Raw genomic sequence first — 25,604 nt, 5'->3', positions numbered from 1 at the left:
GAGGAAATGCAGGCTGCAATCGAGGATGTGGAAGAAACACCGGTATGGGTGTCGCTGCCGGTCCCGGCGCTTTTGCTGGACCCCGATGATCATATCGTGTCGATCAACCCCGCTGCCGAGGGATTCCTGAACACCTCGGCGAAATCCATTCGCGGGCAGAAGGTCTGGGAACGGGTCATGATCGACTCGCCCCTGGAAGAGGCGTTCGAGCGCGCCCGCGCCACAGCATCGCCCCTGTTCGTGAATGATGTAGATGTCGGTACGGGTGACCGGGCGCCGTTGCACTGCAATCTTCAGATATCGCCATTGTCGGATCGCCCAGGGTTCATGTTGTTCCTGATTTCCCCGCGCGAACTTGCGGGGCGGATGACACAGGACCACTCCGTCAAATCGGCCGCAAAATCCGCGATCGGCATGGCCGAGATGCTGGCGCACGAGATCAAGAACCCCCTGGCAGGCATCATCGGTGCGGCGCAATTGCTGTCCATGAACCTCAGCTCCGAAGATCGGGAGCTGACCGATCTGATCGTCGCCGAAAGCCGCCGTGTGGTGAAGCTGCTGGAGCAGGTCGAACAGTTCGGCAACCTGACCATGCCCGACATGAAGCCCGTGAACCTGCACGACGTGTTGGACCGGGCGCGCCGCTCGGCCTTGCTGGGATTTGGCGGCAGCATGAAGATCGTCGAGGATTACGATCCGTCGCTGCCGCTGGCCTATGGGGATCCGGACCAGTTGTTGCAGGTGGTGCTGAACCTGCTGAAGAACGCCGCACAGGCCGCCGGGGCGCAGGGCGGCAAGATCCGTCTGCACACATACTTCGAACACAGTTTCCGGCTGCGCCGTGCCGACGGCAAGGGCAAGTCCCTGCCGCTGCAGATCGAGATCGAGGACGATGGCCCCGGTCTGCCCGAGGATATTGCAGGCGATATCTTTGATCCGTTCGTGTCGGGGCGTGAAAACGGCACGGGCCTCGGCCTGGCGCTGGTCAGCAAGATCATTTCGGATCACGAGGGATGGATTTCTGTCACCTCGGTTCCGGGCAAGACGGTTTTCCGAATTTCGCTGCCGCGGGCACCGAAAGAGCTTATCGATAAGGAGAAGAACTGATGGACGGCACTGTTCTCGTTGCTGATGACGACCGCACGATCCGTACTGTGCTGACGCAGGCGCTGACCCGCGCGGGCTGCAAGGTCCATGCAACCTCTTCCCTGACAACGCTGATGCGTTGGGTGGGCGAGGGCAAAGGCGATGTTGTCATTTCCGATGTCATGATGCCGGACGGCAATGGCCTGGAGATGCTGCCAAAGATCGCGCAGGATCGCCCCGGCCTGCCGGTGATCGTGATCTCGGCACAGAACACCATCATGACCGCCATTCAGGCGGCCGAAGCCGAAGCCTATGATTACCTGCCCAAGCCCTTCGACCTTCCTGACCTGATGAAGCGGACCGCCCGCGCATTGGAGCAGCGCCAGCGCACGCCGTCCGCGCAACCCAAGGCCGAAGAAAAGGAACGGCCGGACGAATTGCCACTCGTCGGACGCACCGCCGGGATGCAGGCGCTCTATCGCCTCGTCGCGCGCGTGATGAACACGGATCTGCCGGTGCTGATCGCGGGCGAAAGCGGCACGGGTAAAAGCCTGATCGCAAAGGCCATCCATGATTTCAGCGATCGGCGCAATCTGCCCTTTGTCGCCGTCTCCGCAGGTGATCTTCAGGATCTCGAAGGCCCGGCACGCGTCCTGGCGCGCTCGAAAGGTGGGACGATCCTGTTTGATGAAATCGCGGATATCGACGGAGAGGTGCAGGCCCGCATTGTGCGCATGATGGATGGGCCGCAGGACATGCTGCCACGCTTCATGGCCACGTCGCAGACCGACCTCAACCGCGCCATGGAAGACGGCGATCTGCGGCAGGATCTGTTTTATCGGCTGACGGGGGCGACCATCAACGTGCCGGCGCTGCGCGAGCGGGTCGACGACATCCCGCTGCTGGTCGAGCATTTCCTGCACCGCGCAGAGCGCGAGGGCGCGATGCGGCGCTACCTCGCCGAAGATGCGCTGGAGATGATGCGCACCTATTCCTGGCCGGGCAACGTGCGCCAGCTGGAAAACGCCATTCGCCGTCTCGTCCTGACCGCGCGCACAGACGAGATCAGCCGCGCCGAAGTCGAAAGCGTTCTGGGCAATCAGCCTGAAACCGAGCCGTTGATGGGGGGGCAGAGCGATACCGAAAAGCTTTCGGGGTCTGTTGCGCGCCATCTGCGCCGCTACTTCGATCTGCATGGCAACATGCTGCCACCGCCGGGTCTGTACACGCGCATCCTCAAGGAAGTCGAACTGCCCTTGATCGAAATCGCTCTGGAGGCGACAGGCGGCAATCAGGCAAAATGTGCCGATCTGCTGGGTATCAACCGCAATACTTTGCGCAAGAAGATCACCGATCTTGATATTCGCGTGACACGCCGCCGGAAGTTGATGTAAAATCGCCACATAACCGTGGCCGATGGGGGACATCCCATGACGAGTCACAAAATATGGCGGATGGCGCTCTAGGGCGCCACATCAAGGCGGGGGGAGCCTGTGGCGACCCGGGCACGTAAATTGAACTGGAACCGTATCGCACGGTTGCAGCGTATGAGGCGCGTTCAGAACGTGGCGACCTTGGGTCTTGTGACCCTCGGCCCGCTGCTGGTGCTGGCGACATTTCTGGTACTTGGACCGCTCGACAAGGGCAGTTCGGCGATCGCCTTGCGACTCGTCGTGCTGGCCGATCTTGTCTACATCATCGTCGTCGCGGCGCTGGTCATGCAGCGCGTGGCCCGCATGGTTGCGGCGCGCCGGGCCCAGTCGGCGGGTTCTCGCCTGCACTTGCGACTGACCGGCGTGTTCACCCTGATGGCCCTGATCCCGACGGTGTCGGTCGCCGTGTTTGCCGCGCTGACGATCAACATCGGGCTGGAGGGATGGTTTTCGGATCGGGTGCGCCAGGTGGTGGGCAGCTCTCTGGCGGCGGCGCAGGCTTACGAAAACGAACACCGCAACGACATGACGCAGGATGCCACGGCGCTGGCCAATCTGCTGGACGCCAGCCGGGATGCGGCATTCTTTGTCGGCGATGCAGAGCTGCGCCAGGTTCTGACCTCAGGTCAGTCCCAGATTCAGCGTGGCCTGCGCGAGGCTTATATCATCGATGGCGCGGGCGAGATCCGGGCCCGTGGCGAGCGTTCGTACCTGTTCGACTACGAGGAGCCGTCGCGCCCCCGGATGGCCGAGGCCCGCGACAAGGGGCTGGCGATCATCGAGGATTGGGACAACAACGAATTTCGTGCCCTGGTGGCCCTGAAACGCTTTCCTGATCGCTATCTGTACGTCAGTCGCCAGGTCGACGGGAAGATCCTGAACCTGCTCGACGACACGCAGGAGACGGTGCGGCTGTACCAACAGCTCGAAAGCGAACGGGGCAGGGTTCTGTTCGAGTTCGGCCTGTTGTACCTGGGCTTTGCCGTGATCCTGATCCTTGCGGCCATCTGGCTGGGCCTGTGGTTCGCCGAGCGGCTGTCGCGCCCCGTGGGCCGCCTGACCAGCGCGGCCCAGCAGGTGGGCGGTGGCGATCTGGATGTGCGCGTCTACGAGGAGGCCGGGAACGACGAATTCGCGATGCTCAGCCGGTATTTCAATCAGATGACCCGAGAGCTGAAGACGCAGCGCGAAGCTCTTCTGGAAAATACCGCGCATATCGAACTGCGCCGCCGCATGTTCGACAGCGTCCTCAGCTCGGTCACTTCGGGCGTTGTCGGACTCGACGCCGAGGGCCATGTCACTTTCGTCAACCGCTCGGCCGAACGGCTTCTGGACTGGCATGAGGAGAAACAGGCGTTGGCGCTGAGCGTCGCTGTGCCGGAGTTTGGCCCGATGTTCGAAGCCCTGCGCAGCGGCGGCGGCCAGGTGATCCAGGAAGAGGTCAAGGTCACACGTGGCGGGCTGCTTGAAAACCTGCTGGTACGGATGGCAACCCGACGGAACGAAGACGGCGTAAGTGAAGGGTACGTGGTGGCCTTTGATGATGTGACCGACCTGGTCACGGCGCAGCGGATGGCGGCCTGGGGCGACGTGGCACGCCGGATCGCGCACGAAATCAAGAACCCGCTTACGCCAATCAAGCTATCTGCGGAACGCATCCGGCGGAAATTCTCGCGCCACTTGGACCCCGACCTGAGCGGTGATCTGGAAAGCCTGACCGATGTGATCGTGCGTCAGACGGATGACCTGCGCCGCATCGTGGACGAGTTTTCCAAGTTCGCGCGCATGCCCACACCAGAGCGGCGCGATCAGGATATCGCTGCATTGTTGCGCGATGCCGTTTTGTTGCAGCAGGCCGGTCAGCCCGATGTCGCATTTTCGCTGAGCATACCGGCTGGCCAGGTTCCCGCTGAGCTGGACGGCACAATGATCAGCCAGGCGCTGACCAACTTGATCAAGAACGCGGGCGAAGCCACTGAAGTGATGGCCGAGCGTGGTGCCCCGGAGGGCTGGTCGCCGGAAATCCACGTTTCTCTGGAGGTGGTCGAGACAGAACGCCTCCCCGAGGCGGTCATCCGGATCTCCGACAATGGTATCGGGCTGCCCGAGGACCGGGCACGCCTGTTCGAACCCTACGTGACGACCCGTGACAAGGGCACGGGTCTGGGTCTTCCTATCGTCAAGAAAATCATCGAGGAGCATGGCGGTTCGCTGCTGCTGGATGATGCACCTGCATTTGAGGGTGCGCCGGTCACGGGGGGGCAACCCCACCGTGGCGCGATGGCCGTGATAAGGCTGGCGCTGAAACCGGTCCCCGCAAATAATGAGCTATGAGGTAAAGATGAGTGATATTCTGATTGTGGATGACGAGCGCGATATTCGCGCCTTGATTTCGGACATTCTGAAGGATGAAGGGTACACGACCCGACTGGCCGGAAACTCCGACGAATGCATGGAGCAGATCAGTGCGGAGCCGCCGGCGTTGATGATCCTCGATATCTGGCTCAAGGACAGCCAGATGGACGGGATCGACATCCTGAAGACGGTCAAGCGGGACAATCCCGAGATCCCGATCATCATCATCTCCGGGCATGGCAATATCGAAATCGCGGTCGCTGCGATCAAGCAGGGGGCGTACGACTTCATCGAAAAACCGTTCAACATCGACCAGTTGCTGGTGGTGATCGGGCGCGCCATGGAAACGAGCCGCCTGCGGCGCGAAAACAGCCAGCTGAAGAAGCGCGAAGTCAGCGCGGCGGAGATGATCGGCGGATCCGCCGGTTTCCGCGCCATGGTTTCTCAACTGGACAAGGTGACCAAGTCGAATGGCCGGGTGATGTTCAACGGTCCTTCGGGCAGCGGCAAGGAAATCGCTGCCCGCTATGTGCATTCCAACTCTCTTCGTGCCGAGGCGCCGTTCGTGGTGGTGTCCTGTGCGCAGATCGAATCCGACCGCATGGAAGAGGTCCTGTTCGGGCGTGAAAGCCCTGAGCGCGGGATCGAGCCTGGGCTGCTGGAGCAGGCCGATGGTGGTGTAATCTACTTTGATGAAGTGGCGGACATGCCGGTCGGCACACAGTCCAAGATCCTGCGGGTGCTGGTTGATCAACAGTTCCTGCGCGTCGGTGGGGCCGAGAAGGTACGGGTGGACCTGCGCGTTTTGTCCTCGACCAGCCGCGACCTGGAGCAGGAAATCCAAGCCGGCCGTTTTCGCGAGGAACTCTATCATCGCCTGAACGTCGTACCGGTTTTCGTGCCCTCGCTGTCCGAGCGTCGCGATGACATTCCGGTGCTTGCAGATCATTTCATCGAGGTTCTGAACGCGACGCAGGGCCTGCCTCGTCGTCATCTGTCGGACGAGGCGGCGGCCTTGATGCAGACGATGGCCTGGCCGGGCAACGTGCGTCAGCTGCGCAACGTGATTGAACGGATCCTGATCCTCGGGGATGGTACGGGGGAAATCGACGTGCGCGAGGTGCCAAGCGAAGAGGACCGCAGTACAGACGGCGAAGGGCGCGTGGTCCTTTCCGGGTCCCTGGCGATGTTGCCGCTGCGTGAAGCCCGCGAAGCGTTCGAGCGGGAATACCTGCTGACCCAGATCAACCGATTTGGGGGCAATATTTCGAAAACGGCGCAATTCGTCGGAATGGAACGCAGCGCCCTGCATCGCAAGTTGAAATCGCTGAACGTTGTCACGATGACCCGCGCGGGTGGTCGGATCGCACGTATCGAAGACGAAATGGATGAAAGCTCGACCGCCGCGGAATGATCGGGCGTGCATGGCCCCGGCGGCGCGGTCGCTAGCGCACGAGGGTCATCGCGCCATTCCCGATCTCGATCTTGGCATAGCGGTTCAGGTAGGACATGCCGAGCAGGGGGGTAAAGAGGTCACCGTCATTGACCATGGCCCGAACATTGGTGTCGGTGACCGGGCCGAGCGCGACAGTATCCAGCGTTACCGGCGCAGTGCGCACCATGCCGTTGGCTGTTCCTGCACTGCCGGAATAGACCAGCGCATTCGGGTCTATTCCGATGTTTTGCGCAGCGGCGCGGGTCAGCACGATATCCGTGGCCCCCGTGTCGATCAGAAAGGGCTGGGCGGTGCCGTTGACCTCAAGCGTGACATAGTAATGCCCATCGGCTGACTGGGGGATGCGAACGCTGGCGCCATCCGCGCTGAGGTGCTGCATCGGTGTCAGCGTGGTTCGGATGTTGTCCCACATGCCGACGGCGGCAATGACCCCGACGAAGATAAGCGCCCAAAGCAGCGCGTGCCGTGCCATCTGCCCGACACGATCGCGGTTGGACACAAAGAAGTACCCCGCCACGACTAGCAGCAGCACCAGCAGATAGCTTAATTGTCCGATCTCATTCCCACTCATACCAGCGGATATAAGCGGCGGGGCAGGGGATGTCATCGTCCACGGTGCAAACCATTGCGTGAAAGACGGTGAAGCGGTCAGGCGGCAAACCCGAATGCCTTCAGTCCATCAAGGACGAATTGCACCGACAGCGCAGCCAGGAGCATCCCCAGCAGCCGGGTCACCACGTTGATCCCGGTGCGCCCCAAAGCGTTTTCCAACGGACTCGCGGTCAGGAACAGGGCAAAGACCACCGCAAGTACCAGGGCCGTGACCGCCAGCACCAGGGCCAACCCGCTGATCCCAGGGCTCTGACCTGCCAGCAGGATGACGGTTGCAATGGCGCCCGGACCGGCGATCAGCGGAATGGCCAGGGGAAAGACGGACGGATCAGGTGCTTCGGCCTGGTCGCTCTGATCTTCGCGCCGCTTGGTCCGCCGTTCGAACAGCATGTCCAGCGCGGTCAGAAACAGCAACAGGCCACCGGCGATACGAAAGGCCGGCATCGAAATGCCAACAAACCCAAGCACCTGTTCGCCGAACAGCGCAAAGGCGGCCAGGATCCCGAAGGCAAGGACGCAGGCACGTACGGCGATGGCGCGCCGCTGCTGGCGGCCTTGCCCCTGGGTCAGCGCGATGAAGAGCGGGGTCATACCGATCGGATCGATGATCACGAACAGGGTGACGAATGCGGTGATCAGGAAAGCTGTATCCATATGCCATCTATGCCCCGCTGGCGGGCCAGTTGCCAAGCCCGCCGTGGCGATTTGCGGACTGCGCCTAGTTCGCCTGGGCTTTTTCCAGCTTTTCCTGAGCCGCGATCCACATGGCCTCGGCGCGCTCGGTGGCCTCGCGCACTTCCGCGTACTTGCGGTTCCAGACGGCCAGCTCGCCGACTTTCTCGGATTCGTAAAGCGCCGGATCCGCCAGACGCGATGACAGCTTGTCACCCATGTCGTTCAGCTTAGAGAGCCGTTCTTCGCATTTGCGAACGTCCGCGCGCAATGCCATCAGGACTTCTCGCGTGGCACGCTTCGGTTTCTCCGCAACCTTGGCCTTGTCCTTGCCCACGTTGGGTTTTTCGGGCGTCAGCAACATCTGGCGATAGGATTCCAGGTCGCCCTCATACGGGTTGACCCGGCCATCCTTGACCAGCCACAGCCGGTCGGCGACCAGGCTGAGCAGGTGCATGTCATGGCTGACGAGGATCACGGCGCCGCTATAGGCGGTCAGGGCCTCGACCAGCGCCTCGCGGCTCTCGATGTCGAGGTGGTTTGTCGGTTCATCGAGGATCAGCATATGGGGCGCATCCAGCGTCGCCAGCAGCAGCGACAGCCGTGCCTTCTGGCCACCAGACAGCCGGCCCACTTCGGTCTCGGCCTGATCGGCGCCCAGTCCGAATCCGGCAAGGCGTGCGCGCAACTTGGCCTGTTGTTCACCCGGACGCGCGCTGATCAGGTGCTGCAAGGGGGTCTCGTTGACGATCAGCTCATCGACCTGGTGCTGGGCAAAGAACCCGATGCGCAGCTTGTTCGACCGGATCATCTTGCCGTCGATCAGCGCAAGGCGGTCGGACAGCATCTTCGACAGGGTCGACTTGCCCTCGCCGTTGCGCCCCAGCAGCGCGATGCGGTCGTCCTGATCGATCCGCAGGTTCATGCCCCGCAGGATGACCGTTTCGCCATATCCGGTCGAGGCCGCCTCGACCGAAATGATCGGCGGCGACAGCTCCTCTGGCTCGGGAAAGGTGAAAACCGTGCGCGCCTCATCCTCGGGCGCGGTGATTTTCTCCATCTTTTCCAACATCTTGACGCGCGATTGGGCCTGTTTCGCCTTGCTGGCCTTGGCCTTGAACCGGTCGACGAAGGCTTGCAGGTGCTCGCGCTTGGCATCCTGTTTCTTGGCCGCCGCGGCCAGCAGGGCCCGCTTCTCTGCCCGCTGGCGCACGAACTGATCGTAGGGTCCGGCGTAAAGCGTCAGTTTCTTGGCATCCAGGTGCATGATGTGGTTGACGGCCCGGTTCAACAGACCGCGATCGTGAGAGATGATCAGAACGGTATGCGGATACCGCACCAGATAGCTCTCCAGCCACAGCGCCCCCTCCAGGTCGAGATAGTTGGTCGGCTCGTCCAGAAGCAGGATGTCGGGCGCCGAAAACAGCACCGCGGCAAGGGCCACGCGCATCCGCCAGCCCCCGGAAAAGGCTGAGCAGGGTTGCTGCTGCTCCTCGTAGGTGAACCCCAAACCCTTCAGGATCGAGCTCGCCCGCGCATCCGCCGACCATGCATCGATATCGGCCAGCCGCGTCTGGATTTCCGCGATCCTGTTGGGATCGCGCGCTGTTTCGGCCTCCTCGAGCAACGAGGCACGCTCGGTGTCGGCGGCAAGGACGGTGTTCAGCAGGCTGACCTCGTTGCCGGGAACCTCCTGGGCGACGCCGCCGATGCGCGCGCCTGCGGGCAGCGTGACCTCGCCGTTATCAAGCGGCATTTCTCCCCGGATCAGCTTGAACAAGGTCGATTTGCCGGCGCCGTTGCGCCCGACGATACCGACCTTGTGGCCTTCGGGAATGGTTGCGGAGGCCTCTACGATGAGGGGGCGGCCGGCGACGGAGTAGGTGATGTTCTGGATGCGTAACATGCACGCTCTCTGCCCGAAGCGGAGGGGGGCGTCAATCGGGCGTTGTCGGTGCGCGCAGACCGTCGGTGCGGCAGCGCAGCAAATCCGCACAACACCGCCGTGAAACAAGGCCGATGCGCGAAATTGCAACGTCGGTGCCTGCGTCGGTATCTTGGCGGTATCCGGGCGGTGCAGTTCGCCATCGCGATCGGTGACGATGCCGCCGATGCCGCGCCCGCGCGCCCCGGGATCTCGCCCGAAACGGGGCACCCTGCGGCTCTCTCATCTGGCCTGAAATACCCCGGGGGGCCGCAGGCGGGGGCAGCGCCCCCTCCCGGTGGCGAGATCGCGCACCACATCCCGGCTTTTCAAGCGGCCCGCCTCATGTTAGGCGGGCGCGGATTATTCCGCTGCCCCGGATTTTCGGCGCGGCCCACGACAGAGAGAGATTTACCATGGCCCTCGAACGCACCCTTTCGATCATCAAGCCCGACGCAACCCGCCGCAACCTGACCGGCAAGATCGCCGCCAAATTCGAAGATGCCGGCCTGCGCATCGTCGCCTCCAAGCGCATCCAGATGACCCCGGCACAGGCGGGCGTCTTCTACGAAGTGCACAAGGAACGTCCCTTCTACGGCGAGCTGTGCGAATTCATGGCGTCCGGCCCGGTCGTCGTGCAGGTGCTGGAAGGCGAAGGCGCCATCGCGAAAAACCGCGAAGTGATGGGGGCCACCAACCCCAAGGACGCCGCGCCCGGAACCGTGCGTGCCGATTTCGCGGAATCGGTCGGTGAAAACTCGGTCCACGGTTCGGATGCGCCCGAAACCGCTGCGGTCGAGATCGCGTTCTTCTTCTCCGGCCTCGAACTGGTCGGCTGAACCGGCCCGACGTGGTCCCGCGACCGGCAGGATGGTCGCGGGACCACGTTCAACCCGCCCGAGTACACGCCGCTCGACTGCAAGCTGGGCGAGGACTGGCTCTGCCTTGACCGGTCCGCGCTGACAAGCCTCTCCGACTATCGCAGGGAAGATAGGGCAGAGAAGGCAGGGTAGAGAGGCGCGAAGGTTGATGTCTGGACCGATGGCTCCGTGACGTGCCAATGAAAAAGGCCGCCCCTTGGGGCGGCCTTTTCCATTCTCCTTGTCGGCGGTTTGCTCAGGCAATCATACAAAGGTGGCAATCATACACAGGTGGCAAAGACCGAGTACAGGTGACAAAGAACGAGGCTCGCAGCCGTTGAACGAGGGGGCCGGTGTGTGCAAAGTCTCTGCGCACCATCGCTGCCCACCGTCTCTTCGCGCCGACTCGCGCAATCGGATAAGACAGCTTCGGTGTGTTTCGGTGAAGGGTTGTCAGCAGCCAGCGTTTGGCGCGTGCCGCCCCTTTCTGGCCCTTTCTGGCCGATGCGTCAGCGGCGGGATGAGCGTCCCATCTCGCGCTCAAGCTCACGGCGTATCACCGCGACATTGCGCAGATTGCCTTTCCAGCCGATGTCGAAGATATCGCCCAGCAGGGGAACGCTGCCCATCAGCCAGTCGGCACCGGTATTGAATGCCATGCGGCTGAGGGCCCGCTTGCGCACCCCCATGCGCCACCCCTCCATCACGATCCAGAGCGCAGGCAGCAGCATCACCGTATCGCCGACACCGGGGATGATGCCAACGATCGAATCCCAGCCAAAGCGAATGGGCGTGCCGGGCAGGCGCAGGGCGCTGTCGAGGTTCCGCGCCAGTCTTTCCAGACGCAGCAGTCGCGCGTGGCGTTCGGCGGATTCGGGACTGGTCGCGGCGCCTGCGTGAGTAGGGCCCGCTTGGGAAGGGCCTGAGCCTGAAGGATCCGCGCGGGACGCGGTGCCTGCCTTTCCACGTTCCGATCCTGAGCGCGCCCTCAACGATGCTGTCACGGCGGACGACGCGCGCGCTCGGCGCGATGGATCTACGGGCGCCTTGCCCGTCGCATCCGGGGCGGGCGACGTCTTTGCTGACGTCTGTGCCAGGCCCGGGGTTGCGCCGTTTTGGGGCAGATCCTGTGTCGTGTCCTGTGTCGTGTCGCGCGCGACCATGTTGTCAGTCTCTCAGGATCACGTAGAGGGCGTGGATGATGCCCGGGATATAGCCAAGCAGGGTGAGTACAAGGTTGATCCAGAAATGCTTGCCGAAGCCGACCTGAAGCAAAACGCCGACGGGCGGCAGAAAGATGGCGATGAGGACGCGGAGCAGGTCGGCGCCGATCGGGTCACGTGTACGTTCCATTGTGGGTCGTCCTTTCCGTTTTCAGTTACCACTTTAACGGAGAAGGCCGGGCGATAGTTCCGTTGCGCTTTCCCTGACCCTGCTTTGGCCTTTGCCGGGGCGCGGGCCGTCAGTCCAGCGACTGGCCCGGCGACTGGCCCTGTGACTGGCCCAGCGACTGGCCCTGTGACTGGCCCGGCGTGCCGACCCCGATCTGGTCCAGAAAGGTGGCAAGCGCATCGGGCAGGCCGTCGCTGGCGGCGGCACGCGGTGTCGTCAGGCCCTGCCTGCAAAGGGCATCGAATTGCTTGCGCAGCGCGGTCTTTTCCGAGCCGGTGCAATCGGTCCAGGGGCGGCCTTGCAGCCCGAGGACGAGGGCGTAGTAGCCGATGAAATGGGGCCGCATCCCGGCGCGCATCGCGGCCAGGTAGGCCTGGTCGGCGCCCATGCTGCGCAGTTCCTCGGCCGAGGTGATCCCGGCGCGGGCGAAGGTGGCTTCGGACTTGGGGCCCAGGTTGCGAATGGTGCGAATGGCGCTCATGCCGGACAGGCTGCGGGCTTGGCGCGCGGCGGTCAAGCCCGTTGGCACAGGGCATATCTCGGGGTCCTGTTGCCCGTCTGTTTGGCAATATAAGTTCTGGTTATATTAATACCTGACCAATGCTCTGGAATTATATTGTCATCGCTTTTTCCGCGCCTATCAAGGGGGCGGCACCCTCCCTGACGCGCCGCGCGTGGGCGTGGGTGCAGGCGGGGCAGGGGCAGGCGCCAATTGGTCGGTCTGACAACCAGCCGCCACCAGATAGCCAGGATGCAGCCATTCAGGAACCGGAGAGCAGGATGGAATTCGATACAGTGATCCACGGCGGCCAGATCGCCACGGCGGATTTTCTCTTTGATGGCGACATCGGGATCTGCGATGGCCGCATCGCCGCGGTGGCCGAACGCCTGAGCGGCGGCACGCGGCGCATCGATGCGGGGGGGCGGATCGTGATGCCCGGCGGGATCGAGGCCCATGCCCATATCGCGCAGGAGAGCGCGACAGGGCTGATGACGGCGGACGATTACTATTCCGGGTCGGTTTCTGCGGCATTCGGCGGCAATTCCAGCTTTATCCCCTTTGCGGCCCAGCACAGGGGGCAGTCGATCGAGCACGTGATCGAGACCTACGACGCGCGGGCGCAGCGCTCGGTGCTGGATTTCAGCTATCATCTGATCGTATCGGATCCGACGGAAGAGGTCCTGGCCGAGCAACTGCCCCGCGCGTTCAAGCGGGGGATCACCAGCTTCAAGGTGTTTACCACCTATGATGCGCTGGTGCTGCCGGATGCGGCCATGCTGGATATCCTGACGGTGGCGAGGGCGCATGGCGCCATCACCATGGTCCATGCCGAAAACGACGGCATGGTGAAATGGATGAACAAGCAACTGGCGCAACGGGGGCTGAGCGCGCCGAAATACCACCCCGTCAGTCGCCCGGAAATTGCCGAGGAAGAGGCGATCAACCGGATGATTGCCCTGGCCAAGCTGGCCGATGCCCCCTTGTTCATCGTGCATGTCAGCACCGCTGGCGGCGCCGAGATCGTGCGGCGGGAAAAGGCCGCTGGCGTCAAGCTGTTCGCGGAAACCTGCCCGCAATATCTGGCCCTGACGCGCGACGACCTGGACCGCGACGGGATGGAGGGCGCGAAATACATCTGTTCGCCACCGCTGCGTGACCACGCCACGCAAGAGGCGCTGTGGGCCCATGCGCGCAGCGGAACATTCGAGAGCGTATCGTCGGACCATGCCCCGTATCGCTTTGACGATACGGGCAAGTTCGCAAATGGGGCGCATGCGGCCTATCCCAGGATCGCCAACGGAATGCCGGGGATCGCGGCGCGCCTGCCGTACCTGTTTTCCGAAGGCGTCGCCAAGGGCCGGATCACGCTGGAACAGTTCGTGGCCCTGTCCTCGACCAACGCCGCCAAGACATTTGGCTGTACCACCAAGGGGCGGATTGCGCCGGGAATGGACGCGGATATCGCGATCTGGAACCCGGAGACACGCAAAACGCTGCGCGCAAGCGATCAGCATGACAACATGGATTATTCGCCGTTCGAGGGGATGGAGATGACCGGCGCGCCCGAAATCGTGATGAACCGCGGCGACTGCATTGTCGAGCATGGCGTGCTGAAAGCAACGGAGGGACGTGGCCGCTTTATCCGCCGTGCCCCGGCCGATCTGCGCGCCAGGCCGGGGTATGCCGCCAAGGAGTTCGACCCGGCGCAGAACTTTGGTGCAGTGCTGCGATGAAGACGATCCTGATCATCAATCCCAATTCATCGACGGAGGTGACGCAGGGCATTGCACAGGCCGTTGCGCCCCTGGCGCCTGCCGGGGTGCGGTTCGCGGTCGAGGATCTGCCGGATGGCCCAGCCACCATTTCCAGCGAAGAGGACGTGGCGCGCGCCGGACTGGGGTTCGCGGCGCGTGTCGGGCAAGGCGGGGCGGATGCCTATGTCAGTGCCTGCTTTTCCGACCCCGGCCTGGATCTGGCGCGGGCCGCGCAGGCCCGCCCGGTGATCGGCATACAGGAGGCCGGTATCCTTACGGCGCTTGGGCGCGCCGACCTCTTTGGCATCATCGCACTGGCCCCCGGGCCGATGGTGCGGCACCGGCGCAAGATCCGCCTGATGGGGGTCGAGAGCCGCTTTGCCGGAGAGCTGGCGTTGCCCGGCGTGTCTGCCGCAGCATCGGGGCGGGACGCTGAGGTATTCGCGATGTGCGTCGATCTGGGCAGGCAGCTGCGTGCCCTTGGGGCGGGCGCAGTCGTACTGGGATGTGCCGGGATGGCGCCCATACGGGCCCGTCTGGAGGCGGAGATCGGCGTGGCCGTGATCGACCCGGTGGTCGCAGCGGCCGCGATGGCAATGGGCGCGGTCACCGGATGAGCCAGCATGATCTGCCGGACATTCCACTGCGCCTGCTGGAGATATTTGCCGCCATGATGGGCAGCGCCACGACCGTGGATGCCGCCGCCGAGCTGGGGATATCGCAGCCTGCCGTTTCGGCATCGCTGAAGCAGCTGGAGGATTTGCTGGGGCTGGTTCTGTTCGAGAGGACGGGCCGCCGCCTGCGCCCGACGCCCGAGGCACAGGCCCTGTTCGACGAGATCCGGCCGGTTTTTGCAATGATGCGCACCGTCAGCCAGCGCGCGCGTGACATGGCGCAGGGCAAACGCGGCCGCCTGCGCATCGTGTCGACGCCGCCGTTGGGATATTCGGTGGCCCCGATGGCGCTGAAGCATTTCCTGGAGGCGCGCCCGGATGCCTCGGTCGCCTACGATGTGCGGCGGCTGTCCAGCGTGATCGAGGCGGTGCAGAGCGGGCAGGCCGATGTCGGTCTGGCGCTGGCCGAGGATGATCATCGCGGCGTGGTGAACCTGACGCCCCTGCGACGCACGCAGATGGTGGCGCTGGTGCCCGGGGACGGGCCGCTGGCCCTGCGCGGGCACGTCCGGGCGCGCGATCTTGCCGGGCTGCCGTTCATCGCGCTGGAGCTTGAATCGCACCTGGGGCGCAAGGTGAAGGCGGCATTCGAGGCGGACGAGGCACCGTTTTCGCCACGCATCGAGGTGCGCTATTGTGCCACGGCGGCGGCGCTGGCCGGGCAGGGGATGGGGGTGACGGTGGTCGATCCATGGTCGGCCGCCGCGAGCCGCTGCGACGCTCTGGTGGTTCGCCGTTTCGTGCCGGATACATCGGTTACGGCCTGTGTGATCACGCGGCGCGGCATGCCGCAAACCGGGCTGGTGGCGCGCTATGTCGACGATCTGCGCGCGGCGCTGGAGGCGACGCGTTTGCCCGGAACCTGAGGGCGGCACCGGGCCGCAAAATTTCACCTTAGCGCGACGATCAGTTCGACCTCGCACGAAATATTGCCGGGCAGGGACGCGACACCCATGGAGGTGCGGGCGTGGCGCCCGGCATCCGGGCCGAACGCCTCGAAAAACACTTCGGAGCAGCCGTCGATGACCTGCGGATGCCCGGTGAAATCAGGTGTGGCGTTCACGAGGCCCAGCATCTTGACCACGCGATCGACCCGGTTCAGGTCCCCCACCTCGGCCCGCAAATTCGCCAGCAGGGCGAGGCCGACGCGACGTGCCCTCAGGCGCGCCTCGTGGGGCGTTACCTCGGCCCCGACCTTGCCCGTCATCGGCTGGCCATCATCATCCAGCGGGGCGAGGCCCGACAGATAGACCAACCCGCCCGAGGTCCGTGCGGGCATGAACATCCCCACCGGCGCCGGGGGCGGCGGCAGGGTGTCGAGCAGGCTTTGCGGCAGGGGAAAGCCCGTCATTTCAGATCGGAGCAGGCGGCGGCGACAGCCAGTTCGGACTGCAACGAGGTAAGATGCGCGGACCCGCCGGCCGGTGGCCAGATGCCGCGTTTAGACCCCTCGGCGCGGGCGGCGGCGCGCGCATCAAGCGACGCGTAGGGCCAGATGTGCATCATCTTTTTCGGCGCGCCCTCGACCGAGCCCATGATGCTGAGCAGGGGAGAAAGCTCTTCTCGCAGCGGAATGCCCTTGGCCCAGGCCTGTTCCGTTTCAGGCAGGCCGCCGGGGGCGATGGTGTAGATGCGAAATTCGTAAAACGGTCCGTAGGTGCCGGGCTTGAGGGGGCGGGCAAAGCTGAGCGGTTTGAACGCGGTGCGTTCGATACCGCCGAGGTGTTCGGACAGCCCGTAGGGGTCGTCATGTTCAAGGCAGCGGGCGCGTTCGGCCTGAAGGGCATCGGTGTTTTCGTATTCGGTCAGGAAATGAAAGCGATTAAGCGCGCCGAATTCGATCGAAAAGCAGCCGAGCGGCGTGCCTGTGGACGAGAAATTGGCATAGACATCCGCAAGTTTCGGCATCACGGCGCCGAGCCTGTTCGGCAGCAGGGCGAGGGTGGTCAGATCGTAGATCATGTCTCTCTTTCGGGTTTGGCAAATGGGGCCGGTCTGGCATGGGGAGCGTCAGGTGTGTGCTGAATGTGTTCCGTCGGTATACCAATTAAGTTCCACAAGAAACAGGACATGGCAAGGCACGAGAGACCCGGGAATTGCAAAAATTACCGTGCGGGGCGTGGCGCGGCGCAAAAGGTTGCGTCATGCGCTGGCGCCCGGCGGGCTGCGTGGAGCCGGGCCAGTGAGGAGTGGCCAAGTGACGACAGGCCGCGGGATGTCAGGCCGCGGTACGACCGTAGGGATCAGGGGGGGGGGTGGCGCCCGGGATGCGGGGCGCGTCCTGCCGGGGACGCGCCAGAGCCTGCGGAGGAGGCGGCCCAGGGATCAGCGCGAGATGCCGGTCAGACGGTTGATGATGGCGATCTTGACGTTGGTGATGTGGGTTTCCATGGCCGCGCGGGCGCTTTCGCTGTCGCCGCTTTCGATCGTGTCGAGCAGCTTGGTATTCTCGGCGAGGTCGAAGGTCGATTCATGCGGGCTGCGAAACGCGTTCAGCACGTGGGTGCGTCGGCGCAGGTCGCGGATCATGCCTGCCAGCAATTCGTTGCCGGAGGCGTCGGCGATTTCACCGTGCAGCATGTCGTCGACATCCCAGATATCGGCAAGGGTGGCATCGGATTTGTCGGCCAGTGTCTGCATTGCCTGGCGGATCACCTCGATCCGAGCCTTGGGCAGACGGCCCGCAGCCAGGCGCGCGGCCTCGGCCTCCAGCAGCTGCCGGACGTTGAGGATCTCGATCAGGGCCTCGGTCGAGAAGGGAGAGACGGTCACGCCGCGATTGGCCTGCTTGTAGACCAGGCGTTCAGCTTCGAGTCGCCCGAGGGCCTCTCGAATCGGGGTGCGCGAGGCGTTCAGACGTTCGGCCATCCGGCGTTCGACGATCACGTCACCGGGGCGCAACTCTCCGTTGATCAGGATCTGGATCAACTGCTCATAGACCTGTTCGGTCAGGTTCGGCCTCGCATCGTTCGCCTTGGCGGGCAGAGTCGCAGCAACAGTCATCCGGGGGCCTCCATTCGCATAACGTGTGCTGTTCTTTATACTTAATGGCGTACGGTTGGAAGGCCCGAGGTATTGTGGCTGTATTCCAGCAGTTTTTTTCACCGCGCGTATGCCGCATTTCTGCACCCGCGCCTGTGGCGATCCCGAAAATCGGCGGCTTTGAGGAAAGAAGGCTTGAAATCACCGGGTTCTTCCGTGAATGTCAGTGGTATACCATTGGTGGGCAATGAAGAGATGCCGACCAACTGACGCACAGCAACCGGGAGCGAGACATGAAACCTTGGCGAGCCACTTGTATCCAGATGCGCGCCGAACGGGCCTGCGAGGCTGAGGACGCAGAGGCGGCGCGTGCCGTCATCACCCGCAACCGGGACCGGCTGGTCGGGTTGATCGAGGCGGCCTGTGACACGGCCGACAAACCCGCGCTGGTTGTCTTCCCTGAGTTCGCAATGCAGGGGCCACCCCTGGGAATGCCGGTAGCGGAGTGGATCGCGCGCGCCTGCATCACCATTCCCGGACCCGTTGTCGCGCCCTTGCAGGCACTGGCGCGGCGGCAGGGCATCTATATCGCCGGCAATGCCTTTGAAGCCCCGCAGGAGTGGCAGGGGCGGTATTTCAACACCTCTTTCATCATCGACCCGGCGGGTGAGGTGATCCTGAATTATCGTCGCATCAATACTGCGGCTTTCCCGAGCGTGCATGATTTCCGCACCGATTACCTGGCGGCGACCCCGCAGAGCCAGGTGTTCCCGGTGGTCGATACGCCGCTGGGGCGGCTGGGCGTGATTCCGTGCGGCGAAATCAACGTGCCCGAGGTGGCGCGCGTGATGATGATGCAGGGGGCCGAGGTCATCCTGCACCCGACCAATTCGCGTTTCAGCGAGGCGCAGGAGGCCGCCAAACTGTGCCGCGTGTCGGAAAACATGGTTGCCATGGTGTCGGCCAATATCGCGGGGCCGATCGGATTTTCGCCTGACGGCACCCATGTCGGCGGGCGGTCGCATATCATCGACCACCTTGGCCAGACGCTGGCCTTTCAGGAGGACGCCGAAGAGAGCATCGCCGTAAGCGCGTTGATCGACATCGACGCGCTGCGCCGCGACCGGCGCGCCGACACCGGCCTGTCAAACCCGCACCTGCGTGCCCGGTACGAAATGTACGTGCCGTTCTACGAACAGGCGCGCTTTTATCCCGCTGACCACTTTCTGAACGCGCCGATGGCCGACGTTGCCGAGACGGCCGCCGCCATCGCCGTTGCCCGCGCCAACCTTGAGCGCAGCGGCGTTCTGACCCCCTTGCCGGCCGGAGCCTCCGAGCCGCTGTCGACTGTTGAACACTAGGAGATTGAGATGATTACAGCAGAGGAAAACGTCGATCTGTGCGCCGTCGGGCGCGGGACATTGATGGGTGACTTCTTTCGCCAGTTCTGGACGCCGGTCTGCCTGTCGTCGGAGCTGAAGGCCGACGGTGACCCGATGCGCCTGATGATCCTCGGTGAAAAGCTGGTCGCGTTCCGCGATACCGAGGGGCGCGTCGGCGTCTTTGATCACCGCTGCCCGCACCGCTGCGCCAGTCTGTTCTTTGGCCGCAACGAATTGGGCGGCATCCGCTGTGCCTATCACGGCTGGAAGTTCGACGTGGAGGGCAAATGCCTGGACCAGCCGAACCTCGAGGACAAGTCGAAATACCCGGCGGGCACCCCGGCCTATGCCTACAAGGTGCGTGAATCCGGCGGGCTGGTGTTTGCCTATTTCGGCGAGCGCCAGGACAATCCGCCCGAGCTGCCCGAGATCGACGCGATCATGGGCGAGGGGGATGACCGAAACATCGCCCTGACCCACCGCGACTGCAACTACATGCAGGCGCTGGAGGGGGATGTGGATACCTCTCACCTCGGGTTCCTGCACATGGGCGGGATCGACGGAGAAAAGCTGGACCTGGACGACCCGGAGGTCTTTACGGTCACCGAGAAGGCCCCCAAGATCAACGTCACGACGACGAACTTCGGCACCATGTATTCCGCGCAGCGTGACGCGATGGAGGGGCATGAGCATCAGCGCTATGCCTGCTATCTGTTCCCGTTCTGGGTGACCTATCCCGGTGGCGGCGATCTGGGCGAGGCCAAGACGGTCAATGCCTGGGTGCCGATCGATGACGACAGCACCATGATTTTCAACATCGACCTGTCGCGCGCGACGGGGGGTGGTCGCAAGGGTTTGAAATACAAGGATGGCCAGCCCGTCGGCGGCCTTGCCCGCCCTGTCGAATACCTGCCCACCACGACGGACTGGAAGGGCCGTTGGCGCCCGGTCAAGGATGTCACCAACGATTATGGCATCGACCGGGAATGGCAGCGCAATGGCGACAGCTATACCGGCATCGTCGGCGTGCCGTTGCAGGACCAGGCCATTCAGGAAAGCATGGGGCACGTCGTGGACCGCACGATGGAGCACCTGGCCGCATCCGATCGCATGGTGATCCTGACCCGTCGGGTCATGCTGGACGCGGCGCAGGACTGGCGGGACAACAAGGTCTTGCCCGATTTCGTCGATCATCCCGAATATGCCCGTGCGGCGCGCGGAGGTGACATCGTGCTGCCCAAGGGCACCGACTGGCTGGACGGATACGAGGAACAGATGGCAAAGGCCAAGGGCTATGTCGCTCCGAAGGATGCCGCCGAATGACGGCACATTTTGCCACGGGCATCGGCGCAGGGGATGCGCCGGTGCCACGTTTGAAAGGGGGCGCCGTGGGGTTTCAGGCAGAGACACTGGCCATGCGGGTACAGGCCATCCGCTACGAGGCCGAGACCATCCGATCGGTCGAGCTGCACCCCGTGACGGGCGACCGGGTGCCGGCGTTCGAGGCCGGCGCGCATGTCGATCTGGCGCTGCCGGGCGATCTGATCCGCAGTTATTCGCTGATCAACGGGCCTGAACAACGCAACGCCTACGTGGTCGCGGTGAACCGCGATGCCGAGAGTACGGGCGGGTCGCAATACATCTGCGAGCGCCTGCGCGTGGGCGATATCCTGGAGGTCACGACGGCCCGGAATACCTTTGCACTGGCCGACACGGGTGCGCCTGTAGTGCTGTTCGCGGGGGGCATCGGGATCACCCCGATCCTGTCGATGATCCGCCATCTTGAGGCGAGACAGGCCGACTGGTCATTGGTTTACGCGGTGCGTGCGCGCGCCAACGCCGCGTTTCTGGATGTGCTGGCGGAGCTGGATGCGGGCCGGGGGCGGGTGCATCTGCATGTCGATGACGAGGCCGGTGCGCTGCTGGATCTGGCGGCGCAGTTCGCCCGGGTCCCTGCCGATGCGCATGTCTATTGCTGCGGTCCGGTGCCGATGATCGACGCCTTCGAGGTTCTGGGGCGCGGCCGCGCGGCGGAACTGGTGCATGTCGAACGCTTTGTCGGGGCCGACGTTGCAGGTGCCGAAACGGGATTTACCGTGGTGCTGAAACGTTCGGGGCGCGAAGTGGTCGTTCCGGCCGGAAAAACCATCATGGAGGTGCTGAAGGAAGAGGGTATCCGCGTTGCCTATTCCTGTCAGTCGGGCGTCTGTGGCACCTGCGAGACGCGGGTCATCGAGGGGGTACCGGATCACCGCGACAACGTGCTGAGCGCGCGGGAACGCGAGCGCGGCAATGTCATGATGATCTGCTGTTCACTGGCGCAGAGCGACAGGCTGGTGCTGGATCTCTGATCCTGCTGCACGATCCAAGGCAGACTGAAACGCGATGGCCCCTGACGGGGCCATTTGCGTTTGCGGTGTTCCACCCGGTCGCGGCAACGAAAGGCGCGGCGAGGGCGGCCCGGTCGCTGCCGCCCCATGAAAATTCGCCCCGACACGATGCCGGGGCGATGAAGTTGGGGAAAGCTGAAAAGGGGGGAGCACCCCTGACACCTTGCCCTGGGAGCCAGCCAGCGCACGGGGATGCGCCGGCTGGTAAGGGGTGTCAGCCCTCGCCCGCGAGGTCGGACCCCTGGCGCCAGGGCACGACGATCCGTTCAACGCGCGACAGCACTGCAAAGAACACCATGCCCATGATCGAGATCAGGATGATCGAGGCGAACTGGCGGGCGATGTCGAAGTTGGCGCCCGCGATCAGGATCAGATAGCCGAGGCCTTTGTCGGCGCCGATGAATTCGGCCACGATGGCCCCGATGACAGAAAGCACGGTGGCGAGTTTCAGCCCGGCAAAGATGCTGGGCAATGCCTTGGGCAGGCGGAATTTCCAGAAGGTCTGCCAGCCGTTCGCGCCCATGGATTTCGCCAGGTGCAGCATTTCGGGCGTCGTTGCCTTGAGACCCATGACCGAGTTGATGACGATGGGAAAGAAGGACAGCAGAACGACGATGACGATCTTTGGCGTCACGCCATAGCCGAACCAGGTCAGCAGCAGCGGTGCAATCGCGACCTTGGGGATGGTCTGGCTCATCACGATCAGCGGATAGATGGCGCGCTGCATGAAATGGGAATAGACGATGGCGACGGCCAGCGGCACACCGATGCAGACGGCGCAGAAGAAGCCGAAGACGATTTCACCCAGGGTCACCAGTGCATTCGGCCAGAGGCGATGCCAGTAGGAGATCATGACCTCGACGATGGCCGATGGCGCGGGCAGGATATATTCGGGGATGTTGCGCCATTGTACCATCGTTTCCCAGAAGACCAGCAGCGCGATCAGTGTCAGCAGCGATGGTGGGATGGAATCGAAGGCGCGCCGCAGGGGCGTGCGCGTATCCTCGAACCGGTCGAGGTTGGTGTCGGGAATGGCAGCCATGTCTCAATACTCCTCTCGGAACACACCGAGGTTCTTGAAGATGTCCGTCAGCTCGTGCACGTAGCCGGTGAATTTCGGGTCTTCGCGCATGGCCAGACGGCGGGGGCGGGGCAGGTCGATATCGATGATGCGTTCGATCCGGCCGGGTCGGGGGGTCATGACGACAACCCTGTCGCTGAGGAAGATCGCCTCGGAAATCGAGTGGGTGATGAAGAACACCGTCATGTCGCGTTCCGAACACAGCCGCAGCAGGTCGATTTGCAGTTGGTCGCGCGTCATCGCATCCAGCGCGCCGAAGGGTTCGTCCATCAGCATCAGGTCGGGTTCGTGCAGCAGCGCGCGACAGATCGAAACGCGCTGACGCATGCCACCCGACAGTTCATGCGGATAGGCGTCTTCGAAATCCTGAAGGCTGACCATGCGCAGCAGGTTGCGTGCCTTGGCCTTTGCCTCCTCCATCGGAGATTTGCGCAATTCGGCCTGGATCAGGATATTGTCGAGGGCCGAGCGCCAGTCGAGCAGAACATCCTGCTGAAAGACGATCCCGAGGTCGGAGTTCGGTTTGGTAATGTCCTTGCCGCCGACCGAGATGTTGCCTTCGGTGCGCGACAGCAGCCCCGAGAGCAGCATCAACAAGGTGGATTTGCCGCACCCCGAGGGCCCGAGCACCGAGACGAATTCACCGCGCCGGATATCCAGGTCGACGGAACGCAGGGCCTCGACCTTGCCCTTGCGCCCGTTGAACACCTTGGTAACGCCGGACATCGAGATATGCGCGGGCCGGGGCGGCGTGGCCGTTTCCGTGACGGTCGGCCCGGTGTCGGGCAGGGTGGCCGCGAGGCCTGGTGTGGCTGTCATGACATTCATCTCTCTTTGCCGGCATGTGGCCGGCCCCCTGTTGCTGGTGGATGGACGCGGCGGATCAGACCGCGCGGATCGCGCCCCCATCGACGCGGATGGTGCTGCCGGTGACGTAGCTGGCGCGTTTAGAGGCGAGGAAGGCCGCGACGGCGCCGAATTCATCGGGATCGCCGTAGCGCCCTGCGGGAATGCTGGCGGCAGAGGCGCGGGCGATGTCGGCCACGGGTTTGCCCGCCCGCTCGGCAGCGGCACCATCGAGGGCGGCGGTGCGTGCGGTGGCGATCCGGCCCGGTGCGATGACGTTGACGGTAACGCCATCGACAGCGACTTCGCCCGCCAGAGTTTTCATGAACCCGACGAGGGTGGAGCGCAGGGCGTTCGACATGGGCAGGTGCGGGATCGGCTGGACAACGCCGCTGGAGGCGACAGTCAGGATACGGCCCCAGCCACGCTCTCTCATGCCTGGAAGCAGGGCCAGCGTCAGCCTGATTACCGGGTCGACCATGGCACCGTACTGCGTGCGCATGACGTCGGGGTCGATGGTGCTGGCGATGCCCGGCGGCGGGCCGCCGGTGTTGTTGACCAGGATGTCCACCTGCCCGGTGCGCCGGGTCGCGGCCTCTGCCAGCCGGGGCGCCGCATCCGGGTCGCCAAGGTCGACAGCCGTGAAATCGCACTTGTCGCGCAGGGCCTCGGGCAGGTCGGCAATGGCTGTGCGCAGACGCTCATCCGAGCGGCCGGTCAGAGTGACGGTCGCGCCTTCGGCCAGCAGGGCGCGGGCGATGGCAAGGCCGAGCCCGGAGCTGGCGCCGGTGACGAGGGCGTGTTTCTGGGTAAGTCCGAAATCCATGCGGTCAGTTCTTTCAATGGGCCGGTTGCGGCCTGCGCCACAAGGCCAAGTCGGTGTGGTGTGCCCGGGCCGGACGGTCCGGGTCGGGGGACGTCAGGCGGTCGGCAGGGCCGCGCGAGGGGGCGCGTCCCTGCCTGTCGCTGGCGGCGATGCGGGGCCGCCTCAGTTCGTGGGGGCCTGGTAGTCCGGGGTGTAGATGTCGTCGGGGGTGAGGCCGGGCGTCATGCCGCTGTATTTTTCCAGCAGAGAAATCGTCAGCTCGATATCCTCGGGGGCGACCCAGCCGTAGGGCTTGCCTTCGCTGGCGGCGGTGTGTTCGTATTTCTGCATCACCTTGATTTCGTTCAGGATGCCGTCGGGATCGGAATCCGGGCGGGCCTCCATCACTACATTGCGGGCGGCCTCGGGATCGGCGGCAACATCGGCCTTGGCCTTGACCAGCGCCGCGAGGAACCCTTTCACCTCATCGCCATGCTCGGCCAGGTAATCCTTGCGCACGATGACCGACGATCCGATCAGGTTGACGCCGTAGTCGGCGAACAGCATCGGTTCCTCTATGGGTTTCTGCGCCGAGACCTTGTCGCCATCGGGGTTGGCCCAGCCATTGATGAAATCGACATCGCCCTTCAGCAGGGCGATCTTGTCACCGCCGCCGTTGATGACGATGATCTTGACCTTGTCCATGTCGACATCGTTCGCCTCGGCGAACGCCTTGATCATGCCGTCTTCCAGGTTGCCGGCCTCGGTTCCCAGGCGCTTGCCCTCGATATCTTTCGGAGAGGTGATGCCCGATCCCTTGAGCGAGATGATCGAGGTGGGGTCCTTTTGCAGCAGACCGGCGACGGCGATGATATCGCTTGCGCCTGCCGCCTGCTGGGCCTGTGCCAGCGCGCCGAGACCGGCAATGCCAATATCGAAGTCGCCTGAACCGATGGCCTTGATCGTGCCGGTCGAGCCGTTGCCGTCGACGATTTCGACGTCGAGGCCCTGTTCGGCAAAATAGCCCTTGGAGGCGGCCATGAACACCGGGGCATCGACGCCGCCGGCAATCCAGGCCAGCCGGAGCGTGACATCCTTGAGGTCATCGGCCAGGGCGGCAGACAGGGAAAAGCCGCTGATCACCGCGGCTGTGACAAGCGTCGACGTGGTACGCAGAAAAAGATGTTTCATTGGGAAATCCTGTTGGTGATGGTCGTTTTTTATTGTGGCATTCAGATGGTATGCCAATGGAATTTCGCGAGTCAACGAACCGGGAGGCAAACCGGAAGAGGGTAGGGACGATTGCTCAATTGTCGTGCATTCCGATTGTATACCAAGCGCGTGCGGGAGAGGTTCGTGAGTGCACGAATGACTGTTGCGACGCCATTGGGCGTCAGC

Annotated in this window: 24 protein-coding genes; 11 read left to right on the top strand and 13 right to left on the bottom strand. The window is 63.7% G+C overall.

Annotation, left to right across the window (positions count from 1 at the left end; genetic code table 11):
* Nucleotides 1–6 precede the first annotated feature (6 nt).
* The 4 genes from DL237_RS05370 to ntrX all read left to right on the top strand — a co-directional run bounded on the left by DL237_RS05370 (nt 7) and on the right by ntrX (nt 6,288).
* Nucleotides 7–1,107, top strand: a complete 1,101-nt coding sequence (locus DL237_RS05370) for a two-component system sensor histidine kinase NtrB (RefSeq protein ID WP_119398225.1) — start codon at nt 7–9, stop codon at nt 1,105–1,107.
* Entirely contained in the window at nt 1,107–2,480 is a 1,374-nt protein-coding gene (locus DL237_RS05365; RefSeq protein ID WP_119398023.1) for a response regulator, read from the top strand. The genes DL237_RS05370 and DL237_RS05365 overlap by 1 nt, the downstream gene beginning before the upstream one ends.
* Nucleotides 2,481–2,633: 153 nt before the next feature.
* Nucleotides 2,634–4,853: a sensor histidine kinase NtrY-like gene (locus DL237_RS05360; protein WP_119398022.1), complete on the top strand. Its 2,220-nt coding sequence runs from the start codon at nt 2,634–2,636 to the stop codon at nt 4,851–4,853.
* A 7-nt stretch (nt 4,854–4,860) separates the two neighbouring features.
* Nucleotides 4,861–6,288, top strand: a complete 1,428-nt coding sequence (gene ntrX, locus DL237_RS05355; protein WP_119398021.1) for a nitrogen assimilation response regulator NtrX — start codon at nt 4,861–4,863, stop codon at nt 6,286–6,288.
* Between the two features lie 31 nt (nt 6,289–6,319).
* Here the strand turns inward: ntrX and DL237_RS05350 are convergent, their stop codons facing one another.
* The 3 genes from DL237_RS05350 to DL237_RS05340 form a co-directional block, all read right to left on the bottom strand.
* Complete coding sequence (locus DL237_RS05350; RefSeq protein ID WP_119398020.1) at nt 6,320–6,901, bottom strand: retropepsin-like aspartic protease family protein; 582 nt, start codon at nt 6,899–6,901, stop codon at nt 6,320–6,322.
* A gap of 77 nt (nt 6,902–6,978) precedes the next feature.
* Nucleotides 6,979–7,596: a MarC family protein gene (locus DL237_RS05345; RefSeq protein ID WP_119398019.1), complete on the bottom strand. Its 618-nt coding sequence runs from the start codon at nt 7,594–7,596 to the stop codon at nt 6,979–6,981.
* A 64-nt stretch (nt 7,597–7,660) separates the two neighbouring features.
* Nucleotides 7,661–9,520: an ABC-F family ATP-binding cassette domain-containing protein gene (locus tag DL237_RS05340; RefSeq protein WP_119398224.1), complete on the bottom strand. Its 1,860-nt coding sequence runs from the start codon at nt 9,518–9,520 to the stop codon at nt 7,661–7,663.
* 434 nt (nt 9,521–9,954) lie between these two features.
* Here DL237_RS05340 and ndk point away from each other — a divergent pair, with 434 nt between their 5' ends.
* Nucleotides 9,955–10,377: a nucleoside-diphosphate kinase gene (gene ndk / locus DL237_RS05335; RefSeq protein ID WP_119398018.1), complete on the top strand. Its 423-nt coding sequence runs from the start codon at nt 9,955–9,957 to the stop codon at nt 10,375–10,377.
* Between the two features lie 530 nt (nt 10,378–10,907).
* Here ndk and DL237_RS05330 read toward each other — a convergent pair.
* From DL237_RS05330 to DL237_RS05320, 3 genes are all read right to left on the bottom strand, one after another.
* Nucleotides 10,908–11,390: a DUF4112 domain-containing protein gene (locus tag DL237_RS05330; RefSeq protein WP_233544877.1), complete on the bottom strand. Its 483-nt coding sequence runs from the start codon at nt 11,388–11,390 to the stop codon at nt 10,908–10,910.
* Nucleotides 11,391–11,565: 175 nt separating this feature from the next.
* On the bottom strand, nt 11,566–11,751 hold the full coding sequence (locus DL237_RS05325; protein WP_119398016.1) for a YqaE/Pmp3 family membrane protein: 186 nt from the start codon (nt 11,749–11,751) through the stop codon (nt 11,566–11,568).
* Between the two features lie 109 nt (nt 11,752–11,860).
* Complete coding sequence (locus DL237_RS05320; protein WP_325048629.1) at nt 11,861–12,319, bottom strand: TfoX/Sxy family protein; 459 nt, start codon at nt 12,317–12,319, stop codon at nt 11,861–11,863.
* A 251-nt stretch (nt 12,320–12,570) separates the two neighbouring features.
* Between DL237_RS05320 and hydA the strand changes: the two genes are divergently transcribed.
* The 3 genes from hydA to DL237_RS05305 are packed head-to-tail and all read left to right on the top strand — an operon-like array spanning nt 12,571 to nt 15,586.
* Nucleotides 12,571–14,025 (top strand): dihydropyrimidinase, encoded by a 1,455-nt coding sequence (gene hydA / locus DL237_RS05315; RefSeq protein WP_119398015.1) that lies wholly within the window; start codon nt 12,571–12,573, stop codon nt 14,023–14,025.
* The gene (locus tag DL237_RS05310) at nt 14,022–14,663 is read left to right on the top strand and encodes an aspartate/glutamate racemase family protein (RefSeq protein ID WP_119398014.1); all 642 of its coding nucleotides are present in this window, start codon (nt 14,022–14,024) and stop codon (nt 14,661–14,663) included. The genes hydA and DL237_RS05310 overlap by 4 nt, the downstream gene beginning before the upstream one ends.
* Nucleotides 14,660–15,586 carry a LysR family transcriptional regulator gene (locus DL237_RS05305; RefSeq protein WP_233544876.1) on the top strand — a complete coding sequence of 309 codons (927 nt, stop codon included), beginning with the start codon at nt 14,660–14,662 and terminating at the stop codon, nt 15,584–15,586. Before DL237_RS05310 ends, DL237_RS05305 begins: the two co-directional genes overlap by 4 nt.
* Nucleotides 15,587–15,609: 23 nt before the next feature.
* Here the strand turns inward: DL237_RS05305 and DL237_RS05300 are convergent, their stop codons facing one another.
* The 3 genes from DL237_RS05300 to DL237_RS05290 form a co-directional block, all read right to left on the bottom strand.
* Nucleotides 15,610–16,071: a RidA family protein gene (locus tag DL237_RS05300; RefSeq protein WP_119398013.1), complete on the bottom strand. Its 462-nt coding sequence runs from the start codon at nt 16,069–16,071 to the stop codon at nt 15,610–15,612.
* On the bottom strand, nt 16,068–16,682 hold the full coding sequence (locus DL237_RS05295; RefSeq protein WP_119398012.1) for an NIPSNAP family protein: 615 nt from the start codon (nt 16,680–16,682) through the stop codon (nt 16,068–16,070). The genes DL237_RS05300 and DL237_RS05295 overlap by 4 nt, the downstream gene beginning before the upstream one ends.
* 363 nt (nt 16,683–17,045) lie before the next feature.
* Nucleotides 17,046–17,723: a GntR family transcriptional regulator gene (locus DL237_RS05290; protein ID WP_119398011.1), complete on the bottom strand. Its 678-nt coding sequence runs from the start codon at nt 17,721–17,723 to the stop codon at nt 17,046–17,048.
* A gap of 272 nt (nt 17,724–17,995) precedes the next feature.
* Here DL237_RS05290 and DL237_RS05285 point away from each other — a divergent pair, with 272 nt between their 5' ends.
* The 3 genes from DL237_RS05285 to DL237_RS05275 are packed head-to-tail and all read left to right on the top strand — an operon-like array spanning nt 17,996 to nt 21,435.
* Complete coding sequence (locus DL237_RS05285) at nt 17,996–19,063, top strand: nitrilase-related carbon-nitrogen hydrolase (protein WP_119398010.1); 1,068 nt, start codon at nt 17,996–17,998, stop codon at nt 19,061–19,063.
* Nucleotides 19,064–19,072: 9 nt separating this feature from the next.
* The gene (locus tag DL237_RS05280) at nt 19,073–20,407 is read left to right on the top strand and encodes a Rieske 2Fe-2S domain-containing protein (protein WP_119398009.1); all 1,335 of its coding nucleotides are present in this window, start codon (nt 19,073–19,075) and stop codon (nt 20,405–20,407) included.
* On the top strand, nt 20,404–21,435 hold the full coding sequence (locus DL237_RS05275; RefSeq protein ID WP_119398008.1) for a PDR/VanB family oxidoreductase: 1,032 nt from the start codon (nt 20,404–20,406) through the stop codon (nt 21,433–21,435). The genes DL237_RS05280 and DL237_RS05275 overlap by 4 nt, the downstream gene beginning before the upstream one ends.
* 253 nt (nt 21,436–21,688) lie before the next feature.
* On the opposite strand, the gene DL237_RS05270 is transcribed toward DL237_RS05275, so the two are convergent.
* The 4 genes from DL237_RS05270 to DL237_RS05255 all read right to left on the bottom strand — a co-directional run bounded on the left by DL237_RS05270 (nt 21,689) and on the right by DL237_RS05255 (nt 25,397).
* Nucleotides 21,689–22,516, bottom strand: a complete 828-nt coding sequence (locus tag DL237_RS05270; protein ID WP_119398007.1) for an ABC transporter permease — start codon at nt 22,514–22,516, stop codon at nt 21,689–21,691.
* 3 nt (nt 22,517–22,519) lie between these two features.
* Nucleotides 22,520–23,374 (bottom strand): ABC transporter ATP-binding protein, encoded by an 855-nt coding sequence (locus tag DL237_RS05265; protein WP_199671985.1) that lies wholly within the window; start codon nt 23,372–23,374, stop codon nt 22,520–22,522.
* Between the two features lie 64 nt (nt 23,375–23,438).
* Entirely contained in the window at nt 23,439–24,227 is a 789-nt protein-coding gene (locus DL237_RS05260) for an SDR family oxidoreductase (protein WP_119398006.1), read from the bottom strand.
* A 162-nt stretch (nt 24,228–24,389) separates the two neighbouring features.
* The gene (locus tag DL237_RS05255) at nt 24,390–25,397 is read right to left on the bottom strand and encodes an ABC transporter substrate-binding protein (RefSeq protein WP_158585588.1); all 1,008 of its coding nucleotides are present in this window, start codon (nt 25,395–25,397) and stop codon (nt 24,390–24,392) included.
* Between the last annotated feature and the right edge of the window lie 207 nt (nt 25,398–25,604).

It is taken from the genome of Pseudooceanicola sediminis (genome assembly GCF_003575965.1).
Classification (GTDB): Bacteria; Pseudomonadota; Alphaproteobacteria; order Rhodobacterales; family Rhodobacteraceae; genus Pseudooceanicola; species Pseudooceanicola sediminis.
The sequence above is the reverse complement of the archived record's forward strand: the minus strand, read 5'-3'. Positions and strand labels throughout refer to the sequence as shown.

Coding starts and splice junctions, on each gene's coding strand:
- DL237_RS05370 (WP_119398225.1), top strand. CDS start 7: ATGCAGGCTGCAATCGAGGATGTGGAAGAAACACCGGTATGGGTGTCG.
- DL237_RS05365 (WP_119398023.1), top strand. CDS start 1,107: ATGGACGGCACTGTTCTCGTTGCTGATGACGACCGCACGATCCGTACT.
- DL237_RS05360 (WP_119398022.1), top strand. CDS start 2,634: ATGAGGCGCGTTCAGAACGTGGCGACCTTGGGTCTTGTGACCCTCGGC.
- ntrX (WP_119398021.1), top strand. CDS start 4,861: ATGAGTGATATTCTGATTGTGGATGACGAGCGCGATATTCGCGCCTTG.
- DL237_RS05350 (WP_119398020.1), bottom strand. CDS start 6,901: ATGAGTGGGAATGAGATCGGACAATTAAGCTATCTGCTGGTGCTGCTG.
- DL237_RS05345 (WP_119398019.1), bottom strand. CDS start 7,596: ATGGATACAGCTTTCCTGATCACCGCATTCGTCACCCTGTTCGTGATC.
- DL237_RS05340 (WP_119398224.1), bottom strand. CDS start 9,520: ATGTTACGCATCCAGAACATCACCTACTCCGTCGCCGGCCGCCCCCTC.
- ndk (WP_119398018.1), top strand. CDS start 9,955: ATGGCCCTCGAACGCACCCTTTCGATCATCAAGCCCGACGCAACCCGC.
- DL237_RS05325 (WP_119398016.1), bottom strand. CDS start 11,751: ATGGAACGTACACGTGACCCGATCGGCGCCGACCTGCTCCGCGTCCTC.
- hydA (WP_119398015.1), top strand. CDS start 12,571: ATGGAATTCGATACAGTGATCCACGGCGGCCAGATCGCCACGGCGGAT.
- DL237_RS05310 (WP_119398014.1), top strand. CDS start 14,022: ATGAAGACGATCCTGATCATCAATCCCAATTCATCGACGGAGGTGACG.
- DL237_RS05305 (WP_233544876.1), top strand. CDS start 14,660: ATGAGCCAGCATGATCTGCCGGACATTCCACTGCGCCTGCTGGAGATA.
- DL237_RS05300 (WP_119398013.1), bottom strand. CDS start 16,071: ATGACGGGCTTTCCCCTGCCGCAAAGCCTGCTCGACACCCTGCCGCCG.
- DL237_RS05295 (WP_119398012.1), bottom strand. CDS start 16,682: ATGATCTACGATCTGACCACCCTCGCCCTGCTGCCGAACAGGCTCGGC.
- DL237_RS05290 (WP_119398011.1), bottom strand. CDS start 17,723: ATGACTGTTGCTGCGACTCTGCCCGCCAAGGCGAACGATGCGAGGCCG.
- DL237_RS05285 (WP_119398010.1), top strand. CDS start 17,996: ATGAAACCTTGGCGAGCCACTTGTATCCAGATGCGCGCCGAACGGGCC.
- DL237_RS05280 (WP_119398009.1), top strand. CDS start 19,073: ATGATTACAGCAGAGGAAAACGTCGATCTGTGCGCCGTCGGGCGCGGG.
- DL237_RS05275 (WP_119398008.1), top strand. CDS start 20,404: ATGACGGCACATTTTGCCACGGGCATCGGCGCAGGGGATGCGCCGGTG.
- DL237_RS05270 (WP_119398007.1), bottom strand. CDS start 22,516: ATGGCTGCCATTCCCGACACCAACCTCGACCGGTTCGAGGATACGCGC.
- DL237_RS05265 (WP_199671985.1), bottom strand. CDS start 23,374: ATGACAGCCACACCAGGCCTCGCGGCCACCCTGCCCGACACCGGGCCG.
- DL237_RS05260 (WP_119398006.1), bottom strand. CDS start 24,227: ATGGATTTCGGACTTACCCAGAAACACGCCCTCGTCACCGGCGCCAGC.
- DL237_RS05255 (WP_158585588.1), bottom strand. CDS start 25,397: ATGAAACATCTTTTTCTGCGTACCACGTCGACGCTTGTCACAGCCGCG.